The 19,625-nt window shown below is 67.7% G+C and carries 13 protein-coding genes; 5 read left to right on the top strand and 8 right to left on the bottom strand.

Annotated elements, in window-relative coordinates:
* Positions 1-48 precede the first annotated feature (48 nt).
* The 5 genes from AMYBE_RS0121290 to AMYBE_RS0121310 are packed head-to-tail and all read right to left on the bottom strand — an operon-like array spanning position 49 to position 6,990.
* Positions 49-1,299: a xanthine dehydrogenase family Fe-S subunit gene (locus AMYBE_RS0121290; RefSeq protein ID WP_020661414.1), complete on the bottom strand. Its 1,251-nt coding sequence runs from the start codon at positions 1,297-1,299 to the stop codon at positions 49-51.
* Positions 1,296-2,201 (bottom strand): FAD binding domain-containing protein, encoded by a 906-nt coding sequence (locus AMYBE_RS0121295; protein ID WP_020661415.1) that lies wholly within the window; start codon positions 2,199-2,201, stop codon positions 1,296-1,298. The genes AMYBE_RS0121290 and AMYBE_RS0121295 overlap by 4 nt, the downstream gene beginning before the upstream one ends.
* A gap of 9 nt (positions 2,202-2,210) precedes the next feature.
* A complete protein-coding gene (locus AMYBE_RS0121300; RefSeq protein WP_020661416.1) occupies positions 2,211-2,990 on the bottom strand; it encodes an enoyl-CoA hydratase/isomerase family protein in 780 nt (259 codons plus the stop codon).
* 2 nt (positions 2,991-2,992) lie between these two features.
* The gene (locus tag AMYBE_RS0121305; protein WP_020661417.1) at positions 2,993-5,431 is read right to left on the bottom strand and encodes a xanthine dehydrogenase family protein molybdopterin-binding subunit; all 2,439 of its coding nucleotides are present in this window, start codon (positions 5,429-5,431) and stop codon (positions 2,993-2,995) included.
* 5 nt (positions 5,432-5,436) lie between these two features.
* Positions 5,437-6,990 (bottom strand): class I adenylate-forming enzyme family protein, encoded by a 1,554-nt coding sequence (locus tag AMYBE_RS0121310; protein ID WP_027927867.1) that lies wholly within the window; start codon positions 6,988-6,990, stop codon positions 5,437-5,439.
* A 115-nt stretch (positions 6,991-7,105) separates the two neighbouring features.
* Here AMYBE_RS0121310 and AMYBE_RS0121315 point away from each other — a divergent pair, with 115 nt between their 5' ends.
* The gene (locus AMYBE_RS0121315; protein ID WP_027927868.1) at positions 7,106-7,678 is read left to right on the top strand and encodes a PadR family transcriptional regulator; all 573 of its coding nucleotides are present in this window, start codon (positions 7,106-7,108) and stop codon (positions 7,676-7,678) included.
* A 657-nt stretch (positions 7,679-8,335) separates the two neighbouring features.
* On the opposite strand, the gene AMYBE_RS0121320 is transcribed toward AMYBE_RS0121315, so the two are convergent.
* Together AMYBE_RS0121320 and AMYBE_RS46895 are read right to left on the bottom strand one after the other, a co-directional pair.
* Positions 8,336-9,151: an aminoglycoside phosphotransferase/kinase family protein gene (locus AMYBE_RS0121320; RefSeq protein WP_020661420.1), complete on the bottom strand. Its 816-nt coding sequence runs from the start codon at positions 9,149-9,151 to the stop codon at positions 8,336-8,338.
* A complete protein-coding gene (locus tag AMYBE_RS46895; protein WP_425386955.1) occupies positions 9,100-9,306 on the bottom strand; it encodes a hypothetical protein in 207 nt (68 codons plus the stop codon). Before AMYBE_RS46895 ends, AMYBE_RS0121320 begins: the two co-directional genes overlap by 52 nt.
* Between AMYBE_RS46895 and AMYBE_RS46900 the strand changes: the two genes are divergently transcribed.
* From AMYBE_RS46900 to AMYBE_RS0121335, 4 genes are all read left to right on the top strand, one after another.
* Positions 9,233-9,400: a hypothetical protein gene (locus tag AMYBE_RS46900; protein WP_425386978.1), complete on the top strand. Its 168-nt coding sequence runs from the start codon at positions 9,233-9,235 to the stop codon at positions 9,398-9,400. The genes AMYBE_RS46895 and AMYBE_RS46900 overlap by 74 nt on opposite strands.
* A 1,019-nt stretch (positions 9,401-10,419) precedes the next feature.
* A complete protein-coding gene (locus AMYBE_RS0121325; protein ID WP_020661421.1) occupies positions 10,420-12,021 on the top strand; it encodes a TIGR02677 family protein in 1,602 nt (533 codons plus the stop codon).
* Positions 12,018-13,226 carry a TIGR02678 family protein gene (locus AMYBE_RS0121330; RefSeq protein ID WP_020661422.1) on the top strand — a complete coding sequence of 403 codons (1,209 nt, stop codon included), beginning with the start codon at positions 12,018-12,020 and terminating at the stop codon, positions 13,224-13,226. Before AMYBE_RS0121325 ends, AMYBE_RS0121330 begins: the two co-directional genes overlap by 4 nt.
* Positions 13,210-18,609, top strand: a complete 5,400-nt coding sequence (locus AMYBE_RS0121335; RefSeq protein WP_281172099.1) for a TIGR02680 family protein — start codon at positions 13,210-13,212, stop codon at positions 18,607-18,609. The genes AMYBE_RS0121330 and AMYBE_RS0121335 overlap by 17 nt, the downstream gene beginning before the upstream one ends.
* Before the next feature lie 504 nt (positions 18,610-19,113).
* Here the strand turns inward: AMYBE_RS0121335 and AMYBE_RS45000 are convergent.
* Complete coding sequence (locus AMYBE_RS45000) at positions 19,114-19,473, bottom strand: hypothetical protein (RefSeq protein WP_154676266.1); 360 nt, start codon at positions 19,471-19,473, stop codon at positions 19,114-19,116.
* Positions 19,474-19,625: the final 152 nt, after the last annotated feature.

The raw sequence follows: 19,625 nt of genomic DNA on the forward strand, positions 1-19,625 counted from the left end.
GAACCAGGACAGGAATCCGAAACGTGAACTCCTGCCCGCGAATCCGGATCAGCGGGACTTCCGGCGCGGGCGACGCAAAGCTGTCCGGATCCGGTCGAACAGCGGAGCGAACAAGAGTTTCAGCGCGCTCGGCGCTTTGACCGGACCGCTGGGCGCCTGCCCGGAGGTCGCGGCTTCGGCCAGGGCGTCCGCGAACTGCTCGAACATGCGTCGGCTCACGTCCCCGGCCAGCGCGCGGCCGAACTGCGCGATGCGCCCGGTGAGATAGACCTTGGCTTCGGCCCGCATCGCGGTGCCGGCGGCGGTGGCCTCGGTGCGCAGCACGATGTCGGCCTGGGTCTGCGCTCCGCCGGTGTCCTGCCCCTGCGCGAGCACGCGCAACCGCTGACTGGCGCGGTCGTGCTCGACGACGTGCGCCACCCCTTTGAACGCGAGCTTGATCGGGCCCACCGAAACGCGCGCGCGGCCGGCATAGTGGTCTTCGCCCAGGTCCTCGGTGAGCTCTGCTCCTGGCAGGCACCGGGCGAGCAGCGACACATCGTCGAACACGCGCCACACCGCGTCCACCGGCACGCCGATCTCGGTCTCGATGTCGACCGCGATCGTCGGATCGCCGTCCGGCAGCACGATGTCGACCCGGCGGGTCTCGGCGGCGTTGCTGTCCTCGTCGGCTTCGCGGCCGTCGGTGCTGCCCGCTTGACCGCTGGCCCGGCCCACGAGCGCCCGGCGCGCGCAGTTGCCCGGGGCGGGAATGCCGTCCGGGTGCGCCGCCCGGGTTTCCTCGACCGCGGCAAGGATGTTGCGATACCCGGTGCAGCGGCAGATGACCCCGGACAGCTCCTCGGGCAGTTCGTCCTCGGTCACTTCGGGCTTGTTGCTGAGCAGGTCGTACGAGCTCATCAAGAAGCCGGGGGTGCAGAAACCGCACTGCAGCGCGTGGTTGCGGCCGAATGCCTCTTGCAGCGGGTGCAGGTCGTCCGGCCGGCCCAGGCCCTCCACGGTGACGATGTCCGCCCCGTCGAGCTGGACCGCGAACAGCAGGCAGGCCCGGGCTGCTTCCCCGTCCACGAGCACCGTGCACATCCCGCACACGCCGTGCTCGCAACCCACGTGCGTGCCGGTGAGCCCGAGGTGGTCCCGCAGCGCGTCGGCGAGCGTCACTCGCGCGGGCACGCTGAGCACGGCAGGCGTTCCGTTCACCGTCATCCTGACCTCGACGAGAGCGTCCGCGGCCGCCTTGACCGCACGCGGTTTTCCTTTTTGCGCCAAGGGTTCGGTCGTTTCCGGAACAGTCTTCACGAGGTCACCTCACCGGCGCTCCTGCGAGCGCGCTCGTATGCCTTGCACAGTTCCCGGCTCGCCAACGTGCGGAAAAGCCGGCGACGGTAGTCGCGGGACGCGTGGGCGTCGCCGTCGGTGTCGACCAGTTCGTCGGCCACCGCCGCGAGCGGGTCGGACAGAGCGCTCGCCAGGCGGCGCACGTCGCCGCCGCACTCACCGAGCGCGGTGGCGAGCTCGGCGCGGACGGAGCGGGTGACCGGCCGATCGGACACGCCGAACCCGGTCAGCTCCGCCTCGGTCTCCGCACCGCGCACCCGGACCCGGACCGCGACCCCGGCGAGCGCGAAATCGCCGTGCCTGCGCGCGATCTCGGCGAACCCGAAGCCTTCCCGATCGCCGCCTGCCGGGAAGCGCACCGCGGTCAGGATGTCGTCCGGTCCGAGCGCGGTGATCATCGCGCCGGAGAAGAACTCCCGGGCCGGCACCTGACGGGAACCCTCGGTGCCGGTCACGGTCAGCTCGGCGTTCAGGCAGCACGCGACGGCCGGCAGCTCGGCGGCGGGATCGGCGTGCGCGAGGCTCCCGCACACGGTGCCCCGGCTGCGCAGTTCCCGGTGCCCGACCCACGGCAACGCCATGCCCAGCAGGGGAACCGTGGCAGCCGCCGGGTCCCGTTCGACCCGGCGCTGGCGCACCGTGGCGCCGATTTCCAGGTACCCGCCCGCCGTGTCGACCCGGTCCAGCTCCGGGACGGAATTGATGTCCACCAAGGTTTCGGGGCGGGCGAGCCGCATGGCCAGCACAGGGACCAGTGACTGCCCGCCCGCGATGACCTTGCCGCCGCCGCCCGTGCTCGCGAGTTCGGCGATCGCGTCGGACAGACTCGACGGCCGGACGTAGGCGAATGGTGCGGCCTTCATGGTGTCAGCTCACCGGCCCTGGAACTTCGGTGCGCGCTTCTCGGTGAACGCGGCGACGCCCTCAGCGAAGTCGTTGCTGGAGCGCAGCATCGAGTACGCCTTGCGCTCCAGCTCGATGCCGGAGTACAGCGGCGCGTCCACGCCCTTGTCGAGCACCTCCTTGGCGGTGCGCGCGGCGAGCGGGGAGAACCCGAGCAGCACGCCCACGATCCGCTCCACCTCGGCGTCCAGCGCGGCCCGGTCCTCGACCACGTTCGCCACCAGGCCCCAGTCCCCGGCTTGCTGCGCGTTGATCCGGGACGCGGTCATCACGTGGTACTTCGCTCGGGACAGCCCGATCAGCCGGGCGAGGCGCTGGGTGCCGCCGGAGCCGGGGATCATGCCCAGCCGCATTTCCGGCAGCGCGAATTCGGCGCGCCGGGTAGCCACCCGGATGTCGGTGGACAGCGCGAGTTCGAGCCCGACGCCGAAGCAGTAGCCGTCGACCGCGGTGATCACCGGCTTGGGGCTGCGTGCCGGGGCGGTGACGTTCTGCCCCAGGTCGGTGAAGTCGATCGGGTCGACCTCCATGAACCCGGCGATGTCGCCGCCGGAGGAGAAGTGCTCCCCCGCGCCTTGGACGACCACGACCTTGATCTCGTCGTCGGCGTCGATCTCCGCGAACCGGTCGGCCATCACCTGACGGGTCTCCCAGGTGATGATGTTGTACTTGCCGTGATCGAGGGTCAGGTAGGCGACCCGGCCTTCGTGGCCGCGGTCGAGCCTGATCTCGCCTCCGGTGAGTGCCATCGTCAGTGGTTCCTTTCGTTCTGCGAGGTGCTGCCGGTCAGCAGCTCGTGGAGCACGTTTCCGTGCAGGGGCAGGCTGGTGACGTCCACTCCGGCCGGAGCGAGCGCGTCCGCGACCGCGTTGGCGATCGCGACCGGCAGGCTCATGCAACTGCCTTCGCCGCAGCCTTTCGCCCCGAGCCGGGTCAGCGGGGACGGTGTTTCCAGGTGGTCGCTGTTGAGCTCGAAGGTCGTTTCCGCGGTGGTCGGGCACAGGTAGTCCATGAAGGTGGCGGTGGGCTGCCCGGCGTCGGTGTAGCGCATCTCCTCGAACAGCGCGCCGCCCAGTGCGTGTGCGAGCGCGCCGTGCACCTGGCCTTCGAGCAGGGTGGGGTTGAGGATCGTGCCGGCGTCGTGCACGGTGACTACCTGCTCGAGCTTCACCTCGCGGGTGTCCGGGTCGATCCGGACGACGGCCAGTTCCGCGACGAAGCCGTAGCACAGGCTGGAATTGATCTGGTCTGTGCGGCTCGCCGCCTTCGACTGCGGCGGGGTGAACGCTGCTTCCTCGTACAACCGCGCGGACGTGCCTTCCGGCAGCGCGCCGGGATCCCAGTGCACCAACCCGGCCGCGTGCTTGAACGGGACCGCCCGGCCCGTTTCGCCGCGCTGCCGGACGTGTCCCTCGGCGAGCTCCACGTCCTCGGCCGCGACACCGAGGAGGGTGGCTCCGGCGATCTTGACTGTCTCGGCGAGCTTCTCCGCGGCCTCGACCAGCGCGCTGGTCAGCAGCGGTGCGAAGCGTGAGGAGTAGCTGCCCGAACTGATGGTCCACGGGGTGGTGGCGGTGTCCATTTCGACGATCGGGCGCACCTGGTCCAGGGGCAGGCCGAGCTGCTCGGCAACCACCTGCTGCGCGACGGTGGCGTGGCCCTGGCCCTGCGGCACGGTGCCCAGCAGCACCGACACCAGCCCGTTGGGGTCCACGCTGATCCGGACGTGCTCGGTGGAGCCTGACTTGCCGCGCCCGGACGCCCGCTGCTCGGCCGGGGTGGCCAGGCCGACGTAGCCGATGTTGGTCGCGGACGGGTCGACGATGGTGGCCACGCCGAGGCCGAAGTACTCGCCCCTCGCCCGCGCTTCCCGTTGCTTTTCCCGCAGCGCCTGATAGTTCGCGTTCTTCACGACCATGTCCAGTGCGCGGTCGTAGTCGCCGGAGTCGTAGATGCCGCCGGTCGGCGTGGCGTACGGGAAGTCCTCGTGCCGCACGAAGTTCCGCTTGCGCAGCTCGACCGGGTCCAGGCGGCAGGTCTCGGCGACCTTGTCCATCAGCCGTTCCAGGCCGAAGTACAGCTGCTGGCCGCCGAAGCCGCGGTTGAGTCCGGTGGGCGTCTTGTTCGTCACCACCGCACGCGAGCGGATCTCGACAGCGTCGATCTTGTAGGCGCCGGTGATGTTGCCGAAGCAGCGGTACAGCGTGCTGGGCTCCGGCGGCCGCAAGTAGGCACCCACGTTGTCCACCAGGTCGGCCCGCAGCCCCTGCACGATGCCGTCGGCCGACACGGCGGCCTCGAACCGCATTGCACGGTCAGACCCGGCGGAACTGGCCAGCAGGTGCTCGATGCGATCCTCGGTCCAGCGCACCGGCCGGCCCGCGTGCTTGCTGGCCAGCGCCATCAGCGCGACATAGGGATAGATTCCCGCCTTGATGCCGAAGCTGCCGCCGTTGTCGGCCGGGATCATCAGCCGGATCCGCGACGCGGGCAGGCCGAAGGCACCGGCCAGCACCGCCACCATGGAGAACGGGCCGTGGAAGTTCGCCCACGCCTGGATGGCCGGACCGTCCACTTCGTCCTGCCACTCGGCGACGACCGAGTAGCACTCCATCGGGGTGGAGGAGTAGCGCGGGAAGTGGTACTTGCCCTTCACCACGTGATCCGCGTTGGCGAACACCTCGTCCACCTCGCCGAAGGCGAAGGTCCGGTCGGTCGCGACGTTGCCGTCCGCGTCCTCGTGCAGCCGCGGCGCGTCCGGCAGGAGCGCCTTCTCGACGTCGACCACCGGCGGCAGCGGCTCGTAGTCGATTTCGACGAGTTCCGCCGCGTCCTCGGCCAGGTACCGGTCGCCTGCGACGACGACCGCGACCGGTTCTCCGACGAAGCGCACCTTGTCCGTCCCTGTCGGGTAGTACGGCATCGGTGTCTTGAGCGCCAGCGGGAACGGCCGGAGGGTCGCCTTGACCTCCTCGGGACCGATCACCGCGGCGACCCCGGGGTGCCGGCGGGCCCGCTCGAGGTCGACGCCGCGGATCCGGGCGTGCGGGTGCGGGCTGCGCACGATCGCCGCGGTCAGCGTGCCCGGCAACGGGTCCATGTCGTCGAGGAACCTGCCGCGGCCGGTGAGCAGCGCGGGGTCCTCGACTCGCGCCGTCCTCCTGGCCGGTTTGTCGGAGACTGCGTTCATTCGGCTCACCTGCCTGCTTCTGCGGCGCTGTCGGACAGCGCGCGGTAGTTGCCGGAGCTCAGTTCGCGGCGCAGGATCTTGCCCACCCCGGATTTGGGAATGGTCTCGACGGCGACGAACCGCTTGGGGCGTTTCAACGACGGCAGCCCGGACTGCTCGCGAACGAAGGTCTCCAGCACTTCGGTCGCGTGTTCGGGGGTCATGCCGTCGCCCGGGATGAAGAACGCGGTGGCGGCCTGGCCCCACCGGTCGTCCGCGATGCCGACGACGACCAGCTCGCGCACCGCCGCGCAGCGGATCAGCGCGTCCTCGATCTCCTCCGGGTAGATGTTCTCGCCGCCGGAGTTGATCATGTCGTCGACCCGGCCGGCGACCCAGAGGTCCCCGTCCTCGTCGGCGATCGCCAGGTCGCCGGGGAAATACCAGCCGCCGCGAATGGAGCTGGCGTCGGCGTCGGGACGGCGCCAGTACCCGGCGAACGCCTCGGGACTGGACATCGAGACGGCGATCTGCCCCTGCTCCCCCGGCTTCACTTCGGCGTCCGGCGGCGCCGCGGGATCCGGGTCCACCAGCCGGACCCGGGAGAAGAGGCCGGCGCGGCCCGCCGACCCCGGCTTCGCGACAACGTCCGGGCCGATCGTGAAGGTGTAGATCTCGGTGCTGCCGAAGTGGTTGACGAACGACTCCGGTTCCAGCGCGCCAGCGAGTTGCTCGGCCAACGCCGGCGTCATCGACGAGCCGGCGTAGGCCAGCCTGCGCACGGTTCGCGCCTCGGCGAGCCGGCCGGTGCGCACCAGCGACCAGTAGATCGTCGGCACCAGGTACAGCGAACCGATCCGCTCCGCGGTGATCAATTCGAGCGTCTCGTCCGCGTCGAACTTCACCTGCGGCACCCAGGTTCCCGCGCCGACCAGAGTGGCCAGCAGAGTGCGCAGCCCCATCGTGTGGAACAGCGGCATGACGCCCAGCGTGGCGTCGAAGCGAGACTGTCCACTCTGGATCAAATGCGCGATCGCCGCGTGGTGCTCGGCGGAGTGCGTGCGCGGCACGCCCTTCGGCTTCCCGGTGGTGCCCGAGGTGTAGAGCATCACGCTGATGTCCTGATCAGACACTCGGATGCCCAGGCAGCCGCTCGGCTGAGCCAGCGCCCGGCGCTCGACGGTGTCCTCGCCCGGTGACCCGGAGGCGATCCGGGCCACCGGGGGCAGCCCAACCAGCGCCTCGTCCGCGAGAGCCGCGGTCGAGGCGTCGGTGATCACCAGGGCGGGCGCGGCGTCGGCGACGCAGTAGGCAAGTTCGGGCGGCGCGAACCGGAAGGACAGGGGCACCGAGACCGCACCGAGCTTCTGCACGGCCAGGTGCAGGCTGGCCAGCGGTTCGCCACCGGCGAGCGAAAGCACCACCCGTTCGCCGGGCCGGACGCCGAGCTCGGCCAGCGCCCGTGCCAGCCGGTCGGTGTGCGCATCCCACTCCGCATAGGTCATGGGGCTTCTGCCGCCCACCGCGCGACGCCGGGGATAACGCTCCGCCGTCCAGCGCAGAACCGTGCCCAGATCCATGACCGTCCCTCCATCGCGACAGCGGTCGTGCCGATCGGAACTACCGTACGTAACACACGGTACGATTCTGACCGTCTGTTTCGGATGGTTGCGAACCTACGATATGGTTCGGAGCATGTCAACGGTTCGGTTGTCGACGACGTCGTACGTGGTGCTCGGCATGATCGCGCTGCGCGGTCCTTCCACGTCCTACGACCTCAAACGCGCGATCGGCCGCTCAGTGGGCTACTTCTGGAACTTCCCGCACGCGCAGCTGTACTCGGAACCCAAACGGCTCGAGGAAGCCGGCCTGCTGGAACTCGACGAGGAAGATTCGGGGCGCCGGCGCAAAACGTTCTCGATCACCGAAGCCGGCCGGAAGGCGCTGCGCGGCTGGATGGCCGAGCCTGTCGACGAGCATTTCGAGCTGCGCGACGTAGCGGAGATCAAGCTGTTCTTCAGCGAGCTGGCCGGACCGGACGACGTGGCACAGCTCGCAAAGGGTCAGGTCGAGCAGCACGAGCGCCGGATCGCCGAATACGAGGAAATGCAGCGCCGCTTCGGCCACATCGAGGAAGTAGCCGGCCGGATGATCACCCTGGAACTCGGGCTCGGCATGGAATACGCCGCCCTCGAGTTCTGGCGCGGCGTACGCGAGCGCGCCGACCGCGGCGAGTTCGAGGCCGGAAAGCAGTCGCCTCGGGACTAGCGTCCCCGCGCCGGCGGCCGCCGCCCGGAACGCGGCTCTCTGCCTCGTCCACCCAGTTACCTCGCGCCGACAACGCGCCGCGGGAACCGTTGGGCCTGGTGTGCACCCTTGGGCTCCAAGACCTCGGAAACCACCCAGAGCGATGAGGCGAAGTTCAGCCTTTGATCCGCAGCCGGCCGGCCGTAGCCAGCTGCTGCCGGACAGACGACCCCCGCACGGACGGAGACCGCACGGTCACCTCTTCCGGCGCAGCATGCCGCCCCCTTCGACCGACGTTGCCAGTCGTGTACTTGTTGCGTCGACCGAGAGAAATGGTGATCGCCTTCAACGACGGAGCGAACGGCGACGTCAGCTGGACGAGGACATTGAGCAGCTCCCTTTAGCGCAAAGAGAGTTCCTGCTCGTCGAGACGGTGAAGACGCACCGTTTCCACGTATTCAAGAAGCCTCTCGCGCGCAGCCACGCGCATGCGGATGGGATCGCCTACGACAGCGACGTCTTCATCCCCAGAAATCGGGCCGCGACGCGGGGCGGAAAGGCCGGATCTCGGCCTCCGTCGACTCTCCTGGCTGATCTCGAGGAGGAACGATGACGAAGCTGCGCCAGAACCGCGAACCGGAACAGTCCGTCCTCCGGAACTGGGCGCTCGCGGCCGGGCTAGGCGTTGGCTCGGCGGAGGCGTTCGGCTGCCTGCGCGCGAACCGCGTCGCCAGCCCCCGCAGAGGCGCCGTGCAAAGCTTCCCATCGGACGTCGTGCACCGCGGGCCAGAGACTGGCCGCCCACGCGATCTCCTGCTCTTCCGCGGTGAACGGCCGCCACCGGAAGTCCTGATATGCCGCCAAGAACGCCTCGGAGCTTTCGATCGGCGGCAGCGTCGCCGGCCCGGTCTTGGGAAACGCTCCGCTCGCCGCTCCCGCCAGCGCCGCATCCGGCTGCCACGCCAGGCTGTCCCAGTCATGCACAGCCCACCCGCGGTCGTCGCGCCAGCGGATGTTCTGCGCCTCGAAGTCAGCGTGGCCCAGCACGCACGGCAGGTCGGCGGCCAGCATCCGCGCGCGGACCCGCGCGGCCGCGTCGACGGCGGAGGCGGGCACGACGCTCTGATCCCGTTCGTCAAGGAACCCGATGGCCGGCCACAACCCGGAACCCCCGTGGTCCCAATGCACCCAGCGCGGATTCGGCAGCGGAGGAGGCACGACGTTCACCTCGGCCAGTTCCCCCCTCAGCCCAGCGAACACCGCCACGTCCGGCGGATCGTCCTCCAGCAGGTCGCCGCCGGGCCGGAACTCCTCAGCGTGCACGGCCGGCGCACCGACGCCGACTGCAGGCGTGAGCGGCCGGACACACCGAAACCCCCGCTCCGCCAACCGGCCCTGCACGGCAACACACGACGCGGCCCGGCCGTCGTCCTCCCGCGCCTTCACCGCGACGTCGCGCCCACCCGCCAACCGCAACCCGAACACCGCCGACATCGACCGCACCTCGAGAACACAGCCCACGCCAACGACCGACCACTCCCCCGCTGACCCCGCCACAACTCCGCCGTCGCCAACGTGAGCAAGCCGTCCACGATCAACGGCCAGATCGCCGCGGTAGTCCCCTCCGCACCGAACCGCGACGCGAACACCCGACCATGCCGGTACGACGCATACGCCGCACCCAACCCCACCAAACCCTTCGCACCACGCTGCACCCGCAACGACCACGAGCGCCGCGCCTGAGCCCCTACTCCGTTCCTGAAGCAAACAGCACTCTCGTGCATCAACTCCGTCGTCACGCCGACTCACCTCGACGCACCCGGCGGCAGCTCACAATCCCCACCACCGCAGAAACCCACAGCTCAAAAGCCATATTTCCCGATGTAGATGTCGCCCGAACCGCACCCTGGGTTCCGTCGCGCACCAGGTCGCAGCCTGCGCGAAGACTGGTTGGCGCGGCCGATGCCTCGGCATCCTCCTCAAATGCACCCCGCGGCGCAGGGCGGCCTTGCCGCCCAGCGCCGCAATTACGGCCATATAGCCGACCGGCCTGTAGCCCAGCACGGTCCGGCGACGTCCCGCCGGGCAGGCCAGGACCTTCGATGCGGTTTTGCCCAGGCGAATCAGCCCGCGGGCTTTGAACCGCGGCTCAGCTCGCCCTGTCGGCGCAGCGTGCCGTCGAACCGGCTTTCGCTGGGCTGCCGTCCTGACATGCATCAGCGCGCAGCCGGGCTTGCTCACCAAGAAACAGGCGCGATGCTCAGAGACGTCCGGGATCGGGCTCGCTATGTGCCTCGCCGGAACGACCCCCTGCACGACTGGTGGGAAAACCGCATCCAGTGCTGACAGCTTGAATATCTGTGCGGCGGAAGGACACGCGGTCAGCGGCGGTCGGGCACGCGAATTCGACCATCCCGAACACCGGAAGGAGGACCCACAACACCCACCGGTTACGGCCTCAAGCCGAGCCGTCACCCACGCGAAAGATCCGGGCTAACGTCCCTCCGATGCGGGCGCAAACCGGCAGTTCCGGATCGTGGGAGCACTCTGCCACGCACGAAATGGCCATTTTTTTGTCCACTGCGTGAGTGTTGATCGCTGCAGTCCCCTTGGCCAACAGAGCCCTTCACGCCACTGTAGTCGTCCACTGTCGCCCGGGCTCAAGGAAATCATCATGAACTGGCGTAACCCGGTTAGGCGAAACGAGTGACGATCACCGAATACGATGTACCGATGACTGCACAACAGGTAGAGAAGTCGAAATGGATGATGACGAGCTGCTCGAGGAATGGGAGTCAGCCGGGGCGAAGATCCTCGTGCTTGCCGAAGCCGGCGTGCTGCCTGGCCGGATGCCAGTCGTCAAGTACCTCGGGTCGAAAGCGGCACCGTTCTACCGGGCCGTGCTCGACGTCCTGGTCAACGAAGAGTCGCGGCTCGGCCTTCAGCTCCCGACCGCGGCCATCGCCCAGCGTGCGACCGAGCTGCTCGAACAAGCCGCCGACGGTCCTGTCGACTGTCCTCCCGTCGCGAAACTGCTGGAGCAGCTGTGTGAGTGGGGCAACGTCGACCGGATCCACAACACCCACCGCAAGGGCAGCCCCCAAGAGTACCTTCGGCATGACTACCTCTATCAGATGACACCGGCCGGCACGGTCGTCCACCGCGAGCTCACCAAGATCGACCAAGAGCTCGGGATGACCGGCGCGCTCCAGGCATCGATGCTACCCGAGGTGCGCCGGGCGCTGCTGGAGCTGGTCGCTGCGCTCGGCGAGCCCAGCGCAGCGGACCGCAACCAGCGAGCCTACATCGCCTTCACCCGTGTCGTGAATGGGTTCACGCAGCTGTCGGAGAACGCCAAGCTGTTCGTCCAGGGCTTGAACCGGTCGCTGCATCTCGACTCCGCCGAGAAGGCCGAGAGGTTCTTGGCCTACAAGCGGCTCGTGGTCGATTACCTGCAGACCTTCTCGATCGGCATCGCGAAGTTCGCGGCGGGTATCGCCGAAGGGATCGAGGCCGCCGAGCAGCGCGGCATTCTGGCCGCCCTTCCCGGTATCGCCGCAGTCGAGGCCGCACCCACGCTGGATGTGTCGACGGAAGAAGCAGCCGTCCGCGACGCAGAGGTGATGCGCGCCCAATGGCTCGGGTTGCGGCGGTGGTTTTTCCCAGACGGCGACCGGCAACCGGTGGTGATCACGCTGGCCGACCGTTCCATCGAGGCCGTCAGCCGGATCATGACCACAGTGCGTCAGCTGAACGACGAGCGGTTCCGGCGGGTGAATCGCAAGGCGGACCTGGTGGCGATGGCGCGGTGGTTCTCCTCGGCCGGCACTGATGTGACCGCCCTGTGGCACGCTGGTTTCGGGCTCTACTCCGCACGTCATCTGGGCGCGCCGCACCCGGCGGAGGCCCAAATCGACATCCGGCCGGGTATCGGATGGTGGGAGGGCGTCGCCCCTCCGATCTCGCCGCGCCTGCGCACGCAAGGCCCCCGGGCGAGCGGAGGGGTCGCTTCGCGCCTGCCGAACCAGCGCACGGCGAAGAAGCTGCTCCGGATGCAGCAGGAAGCGGAGGATGCCGCGGTGGAGGCGGCCGCCAGGTCTCTCGCCGGTCGTAGTCCGTGCTTGTTGTCCAGTCTCACCCATCTCCCGGCCGCGGAGTTCGACCTACTGCTGCGATGCCTCGACGTCGCGCTCGCCAGCGCTGAGCACAACGGAATCCGGTACGCGGAGACCAGCGATGGGTTGATCAGAGTGACGCTGCGGCAACCCGAGTCCGACGACGTCGCCACGATCACCACGCCGCGTGGCACGATGGGCATGGCCGACTTCCACATCACGCTGGAGGACATGGGGAGCGCATCGTGATCCTGGAGGAAACCACGAGGGAGGAGCTTCGCCAGGCCGCCCGGTTTCTCGTGCTGAATCCCTTGCTGCACCCCGGTGGACGTCACGCCAAGATGGCAACGCTGGTGCACAGCCACGCCAAGCCGCTCAAGGCCTGGTTCGACGAGTACCTCGGCTGGCCGCTGGTGATCGAACGTGACGTCATCCGGTTGGTCAAGGTGCCCGAGCCGCAGACCGTGACACACAAGGACGACGCTCACAGCGCCCGGTGCTGCACCCTGTTCTGCCTCGTGCTGGCCACGCTCGAAGATGCGGGTACGCAGACCGTCATCACCGAACTCGCCGATGAGGTCACCACCATCATCGCGGCCACCGAGGGAATCCCCGCCTACGACTCGACTGAGTACGCCGAACGCAAGGCGTTCGTCCAGGCGATCCGGCTGCTGACGACCTACGGCGCGCTGGTTCCCGTGCAGGACAGCGCCTCGACCTGTGAGGACGAGAACCGGTATGTCGAGTCCGAGGGAGACGCGCTCTACGACGTCGACCACCGCACAGCTGCGTTGCTCCTCGCTTACCCCACTCCCCCTACGCGAGCTGCGGTCCACCAGCACCTCACCCGGCAGTCCTATCCGGACACGGTGGAAGGCGCCAACAGGCGACGGCGCCACGCCGTCATGCGGCGGCTCGTCGACCATCCGGTGATGTACTTCGACGAGCTGACCGATGACCAGCTCGATTACTTCCGCAGCCAGCGCCCCCTCTTCGTCCGCCAGTTGCGGGAAATGCTGGACACCCGCCTCGAAGTGCGCGCCGAGGGCGCCGCCGTCATCGACGACGAGCTGACCGACCTCGCCTTTCCCAAGGACACCAAGGACCAGTTCGCCGCGCTGCTCTTCGCGCACGCTCTCGCCGACGAACCGAACGCCACGGAGGCGGGGAATCAGGTTGTGGACGAAGTCCTGCACCGAATCGCGGACCAGGTAGCACCACAGCTTGCGGCCCGCGCGATCAGAGCGAGCAGTCCGAGGGAGGTTCGGCAGGCGGCGCTCACGATGCTCACCAAGCTCCGGCTGGTCGAGCCTCTCGACGAAGGTGGTGTCCGTACCCTGCCCGCGCTCGGCCGCTACCGCAATGTCCGAGAACCCATCGCACCACAGCAAGAACCGGCAGCGGCGCTGTTCGCACTGGCCGGCGACGAGGAAACCGATGTCACCCAGTCCTGATTCCCCGCACTTACGCGACGTCCAGCTCTCAGCGTTGCTCTCCGGTACTCCCCCGACTCCGACCAGCTCGCGATTCAAGCCGTTGCGTATGGGCCTGATGGGAATCTGGCAGTACGCCAACGAGGAGTTCCACTTCCACGACGGACGGCTGATCCTGCGCGGCCGTAACGGCAGCGGCAAGACCAAGGTGCTGGAGGTGACCAGCCCGTTCCTCATCGACGCGAACCTCTCAGCGCGACGGCTCGACCCGTTCGGCAACAACGCGCGGTCCATGCGCGAGAATCTCCTGTACGAGGGACGCACCCACCAGATCGGTTACGTCTGGTGCGAATACGGGCGCGTCACCGAAGACGGCAGCGCCGAGTACCGGACGATCGGTGCGGGCATGCGTGCACGAGAGACCAAGTCCGGTAGCCCGGAGTCCTGGTACTTCATCACGCCATTGCGCGTCGGCGTCGATTTCAGCGTCTGTGACAACGCGAAGCGACCGCTCGACGGCGGCGACCTCGCCAAGCGACTCGGGGACTCGGACGACACCGTGTTCACGAAGGCCGAGGACTACCTGGCCAAGCTCGCGCGTGAGCTGTTCGGGCTGAGCCCCCGGCGCCTGCACAGCCTCGTGGAGCTGCTGATCATCTTGCGCAGACCCAAACTGAGCGAGAACCTGAGCGTCGAACGGCTCAAGGAAATCCTCTCCAACGGCTTGCCGCCCGTCGACGACGACCTCATCACGGGTCTCGCAAAGAACTTCGACGAACTCAAGCAGGACGAGGAAGACCTCAGGAAGTTCGTCAAGGCGCAGGAGGAAGTCGACCTCTTTCTCGCCAGCTACCGTGTCTACGCGCGGCGGATGATCCGGCACCTCACCCACGACGTCATCGACGCCGCAGCGAAACATCAGAAAGTACTCGGCCGCGGCAGCCGCGCGGCACAGAATCTCGCAAAGACCGAGACCGCCGTCGGCGAAGCAGACGCCGAACTGGCGCGTCTCGGCAACCAGCAGAAGATGCTGCACGGCCAGATCCGCGCGCTCGAGACCAGCCCCGAGATGAAGAACCGCGAGGCGCTCGACCGGCTCAAGTCCCAAGTAGCCGATGCGACGAAGGCTGCGGGGCAGGCGGAGCGCCGCACCGTACAAACGGCCGGATTGCTGGCCACCGAGCGACAAGCGCTCGAAGAAGCCGCGGGAAAGCTCGCCGATGCGCGCACGAACGCGGCCGAGGCCGAGGCCGAGGCACGGACCCATGCCTCGGTGGCAGGCATTCTCCCGGCGCTCGAGGCCGAACTGGACGGATTGCACAGCGCCGCGGCGAGCGCACGGAATACCGTCGAAGGCTACATCTCGGCACGCCGCGCGGCTGTGCAGGAGACCCGCCGGTTGTACGACCAACAGCAGGACGCCCAAGTCGTCGTAGAGCGGGTGCAAACCACTCACGACGACCTGTCCGCTCGCCGAACCAGCGCGACGGAGCAAGTGCAGACACTCGAAACGGCCTTCGACGACCAGGTGTCGCTGCTGTCGCAGGCGATCGTCTCCTGGTCCGGGGAATGCGTCGAGTGCCCGCTCACCGACGAACAAGTCACGTGGCTGGTCGCGGTGGCGGAACGGATCGGGGACGACCAAGCTCCCCGGCTGGCTGATTCGATTGCGGAGTACGTCGACCACGCCCGTGCCAGATTGCAAGAACAGCGCAGCACTGCGAGAGCCGAGCGGTTCCGGGTGGCAGCCCAGCATGCAGCCGTTACCCTGCAACGAGAGCAGGCCGATGCCGAGACAGACCCACCTCCGCCGGATCCCCTGGTCACCCGTCGCGACCGGACCGGGATACCGGGGGCACCGCTGTGGCGTCTGGTCGACTTCCACCCCGAGGTCACGGACGACGCGCGGGCGGGCATCGAGGCCGCGCTGCTCGGATCGGGACTGCTCGACGCCTGGGTCGCCCCGGACGGCACCTTGGTGGACCAGGACAGCTGGGACGCGATCCTCGTGCCGGGTCCGGCCCTGCCCGGCGGTGACTCGCTGGCGAGCCTGCTACACGCCGTGCCGCATGAGCATGTCGCGGCGAGTGTGGTCACCGCCGTGCTGGCCGGGATCGCGGTGGGTGATGACGAACAGCCGTCGGTCGCGCCGGACGGCCGGTGGGCGATCGGCCCCGTCCGCGGACGTTCCGGGCAAGAGCACGCGAGCTGTATCGGCCCGGCCGCGCGGGAAGCCGCCCGGCAACGAAAGCTCGCTACTCTCGACGCCCGGCTCGCCGAGCTCGCCGCGCTGATCTCAGGCCTGGACACCGACCTAGAGGTGTTCGACGAGCGGTTGCGCGCACTCGCCGAGGAACAGCGACGGCAACCCACCGACAGCGGCGTCCGCGACGTGCTGAGCGAACTGGCCGCCGCCCGTAAGCAGGAGGACCAACTCGGACGTGAGCTCGAGAAGTCCGCGACACGGCTCGGCATCGTCAAACGCACACTCGGTGAAGCCGCCGAGGCACTTCGCGCCTACGCCCACGCCCACCTCACCCCGACGACACCCGACCAGCTCCGCTCGGTGGACTCCGCCCTGACCGACCTCAACCTTGCGCTGGAACGACTCGTGGCCAGGATTGGCACCGCCCTGCTTCTGGCCGAACAGCACAAGGAAGCCGAGGGCCGCGTCAACCAGCTGGCAGAAGACCTCGGTGAGCGGGAAGAGGAGTCCACGGCCGCGGCGGAACTCGCGACCGAACTCCGAGAGGAGCTGAAGGAAGCGACGCAATCGCTTGGCATGGGCGTCCAGGAGATGCTGCGACGGCTGGAGGGCAAGCGCGAGGAGCTGACCAGGGCCGAAAAGACCAGCGGAAAGCTCACCGACCGGCTACGAGACCTCGGCGAGCAACGCGGCGCGCTCAAGCAGGAAGTCAGCACGGTCGCCGAAGAAGCCGGACGCCTGCTGGAAGTCCGGCAAGCCGCGGTGGCTGAGTTCCGGCGAGCCGGAGACAAGGGCTTCGTGGCACTGGTCGGCGTGCCCGGCGGCGACCAGCGGGACCCCGACGACCTGGCCGAGGCCACCAGGATCCACGCGCTGCTTACCGGCGAGGAGTTCGACGAAAACGCCAGGAACGCTGCCCGCAACGACGTCGACCGCCAGTTCCGCGACCTGCAGCGAGAGATCGAAGGGCCGGACTGGCGGCCCTGGGGTGACAACGAGGGCGATCTCTTCGTGGTCCAGGTGACGTTCAACGGTGCCGACCACTCCGTGCCCGACGTGCGGGAGCTGATCGCAGCCGAGATCGAGACACGCAGCACGTTCGTGCAGGCCAAGGAGCGCAAGCTGTACGCCGAGGTCCTGCTCGGCAAGGTGGGTGAGCACCTGCGCCAGCGCCGCCTTGACGCGAGCAGGCTCGTGCGGGAGATGGACGAACAGCTCAAACGCCACCCGACCGCATCCAAGATGCGAATGAGCATCCACTGGAAGCCCGCGGCGAACGCCGGTAAAGAGGTGCACAACGCGATCAGGCTGCTCGACCGTGGATCCACGAACTTCCTCGCCGAGGAAGCCCGCGACACGCTCATTGAGTTCCTCGGCGAGCAGGTTCGTGAAGCACGTCAGCGAGCTGAGTTCGGTGATTGGAAGACTCACCTCGCTGAGGCTTTGGACTACCGCCGCTGGTCTGAATTCGAGCTCCAGGTCCTGTCCCACGACAATCCCAAGCCGGCAGAGGTGACCGACGAACTGCACAAGAAGAAGTCGGGCGGCGAGAAGGCCGCGATGTTGCAGCTGCCAATGTTCGCGGCGGCCGCCGCCCACTATGCAGGCGCAGCGCCTACCTCCCCCCGGGCCGATCTATCTGGACGAAGCGTTCGCAGGCATCGACGCCGAGATGCGGGCGAGCTGCATGGGGTTGTTGACGGGATTCGATCTCGACTACGTCATGGCCAGCCACGACGAGTGGGGGTTCCATACCACCGTGCCCGGTCTGATGACGTACGTGCTACGCCGCGATCCGGAGATCTCCGGTGTCCTCGCCACCCCGATCGTATGGGACGGAACCCGGCGGCACAGGCTGGAGGACCGGTCGCTCAAAGCCGGGCCGACGCCGTCAATTCTCGACACGGACGAACAGGAGTAGCTGTGCGACGTGCGGTGGACCCCGCTTTGCTCGCCTGGACAAAAACAGCTGGTGGCAAAGAATTCTGCACGAAGGCACGTGAGAAGCTCGTCCGGGGTCGCAAGCTTGACAAGTGGCTCAACTACACCGTGAGCGAGAAGAACCTCGAAGACCTGCAGGCGTTGTTCGGACACGACGAAAGTGTCGTCAAGCCAACAGGCGTTCACCTGCGCAAGGCGGACTTCGCGCTGCGCCGCACCCGGTTTGACATCGGCTTACACCAGCTCCTCATCGCCGTCGACGGACCGGTCATCAGCGCGCGTGCCCGAAGACGCTACGACGACCGCGTGAATCTGTTCCGCGTGGCGGGACAACGAGCCGACCTATGGCAGGTCATGGTCCCCGTACCGCAGCTCGACCGAGAACGCCGGCTGCTGGAAGCGCTCGAGCTGGCGCCAACCTCGCAGGTGCCATCGGAATCAGCGACCGAGACGAAATCATGGCCTACCTACGAGGCCGCGATCAGAGCCGCGGCGTACTGGTACCCGGCGTCACAGACACGAGTGCCGTGGGAGAAAGAGGTGGCATCCAACGCGCTCAACGGCTCCAAGAGATGGACGATGGCCCAACTCGAAGCATTCTCCCGGTTGGTGAATACGGGCCTCAAACAAGCCCTGCAGTGGACCGACGCATTGATCCGCGTCGCCGGCCCGCTGTCGTGGACCAACCGGGCCCCAATCGCCGACGCAAACCTCGCCACACCGTGGATCGACATCCCCGCCCAGGGCTCACTCGAGTCCGGTGAGCTGGTCTGCCCGGCGGACGGGGTACTGCTGGTGGAGAACCAAACGACATTCGAACACCTGCGCCGCAACACCGATCTGACGAAGACATGGCTCTGCGTCTGGCTCGAAGGCAACATCAGCAAGGGACTTATCCCCTTCCTGCGGCACATCGCCCCGCGGCACGTCGCCGCATGGTGCGACCTCGACCCCGACGGCATCGAGATCGTGCAGAGCGTGGAGAACGGACTCAAACGCCGAGTACTCCCGGCGGGAATGACACCCGAGATCTGGGCCAAGGGCAAAAAGCTCGCGGAGAAGAAACCGGAAGATCACACTACCTGGCAGCACGCCGCGGCCAAGCTCGCCGACCACGGCCCCGAGCAACTGCGCCCGCTTGCGACCGCCATCGCGACCAACGGTCACCGCTGCGAGCAAGAGAGCATCCAGTTCGAGACCACACCGATCGTAGTACGGCAGCTCAAGCAACTCATCGCTTCGCCTAGCGGCTTGTGAGCCTACTTGGGATCGCCGTCGGAATAACCGGAGCGTATAGCCAGCGTCGAGGAACGCCTCCGCAGAACACAGGTGACAGTCCAACTCTCTGGCACGATCACCACGACGGTGTGCGGCAGGTACAGGATGCTGCGGGGCTCGAAAAGTCGTCGCTGCAGCTCAGGCGGCGTATCGGTACTCGTTGATGACTCCTGCGAGGACCCGGGTGCGCAAGAGTCTGCGGGTCCCGGAGTCCTGGACGACATCGGGCTGATCCTGGACATCGGGAGGCCGCTGACCTCGGGACCGATGCGGTCGGTGCCTGTTGCAGTGCTCCTGATACTCGGCGAGGACCCGTCCGGCGTGCACCTCGCTCATGACCAGAATGTGGTCGAGGACTTCGTGTGAGCCGTAGCGCTTCCGGAGGCCGCGCACGGCCAGAGTTGTCATCTGTATTCTCCAAACACCGGCTGCGCGTCGTCAGAGACACGGTGTTTTCCGATCGATGCCTGCCTGCACGTCCAATCAGCAGTGGACGGCACCGTCGCCGCCGCGGTTCTCGGCACCGATGTCCACAGAAGCCAGATTGATTGACGTCGGGCGATAAACGGAATCGGAGCCGTCGGAGGCAGAAGCGTGACCGGAATACAGGGTCACGCTCACCTTCCTCGGGTCTGCGGACCATGTCGGGTTCGCGCTCTTGACCGCCGCGGCGAGCGCAGCCGAGTCGTACATGACCTGACGGCACGTCCCCGCCGGCGTTCGCGATTCGCTCGTGTTGACGCCGTCGAAAGCCGCTGGCTGGCCCAGGTCCGTTGGCAAAATCGTTGCCGCCGCTGCGAGCGCCTGTTGCTCAGTGGTCTTACCGGAGAAGTAAATGTCCACGCCGACGACCCGTCCTCCCCACGTCGTGAAGGGTTGATCGTCGTAGCATGCGACGGCACCGTTTCGAAGAAGCCAGGCATGCTCGGTCCCGATGGGTTGCTCACCCTGCGCAAGACACTCGGCTGGGGCGGCAGGCTTGAAATGGCTTTCCC

Source organism: Amycolatopsis benzoatilytica AK 16/65, from assembly GCF_000383915.1.
Taxonomy (GTDB): Bacteria; Actinomycetota; Actinomycetes; order Mycobacteriales; family Pseudonocardiaceae; genus Amycolatopsis; species Amycolatopsis benzoatilytica.

Excerpts from the sequence above, each read along its gene's own strand:
- AMYBE_RS0121335 (WP_281172099.1), top strand. The coding sequence starts at position 13,210 with ATGTCACCCAGTCCTGATTCCCCGCACTTACGCGACGTCCAGCTCTCA.
- AMYBE_RS0121310 (WP_027927867.1), bottom strand. The coding sequence starts at position 6,990 with ATGGATCTGGGCACGGTTCTGCGCTGGACGGCGGAGCGTTATCCCCGG.
- AMYBE_RS0121325 (WP_020661421.1), top strand. The coding sequence starts at position 10,420 with ATGGATGATGACGAGCTGCTCGAGGAATGGGAGTCAGCCGGGGCGAAG.
- AMYBE_RS0121295 (WP_020661415.1), bottom strand. The coding sequence starts at position 2,201 with ATGAAGGCCGCACCATTCGCCTACGTCCGGCCGTCGAGTCTGTCCGAC.
- AMYBE_RS0121315 (WP_027927868.1), top strand. The coding sequence starts at position 7,106 with ATGTCAACGGTTCGGTTGTCGACGACGTCGTACGTGGTGCTCGGCATG.
- AMYBE_RS0121300 (WP_020661416.1), bottom strand. The coding sequence starts at position 2,990 with ATGGCACTCACCGGAGGCGAGATCAGGCTCGACCGCGGCCACGAAGGC.
- AMYBE_RS0121320 (WP_020661420.1), bottom strand. The coding sequence starts at position 9,151 with ATGTCGGCGGTGTTCGGGTTGCGGTTGGCGGGTGGGCGCGACGTCGCG.
- AMYBE_RS0121305 (WP_020661417.1), bottom strand. The coding sequence starts at position 5,431 with ATGAACGCAGTCTCCGACAAACCGGCCAGGAGGACGGCGCGAGTCGAG.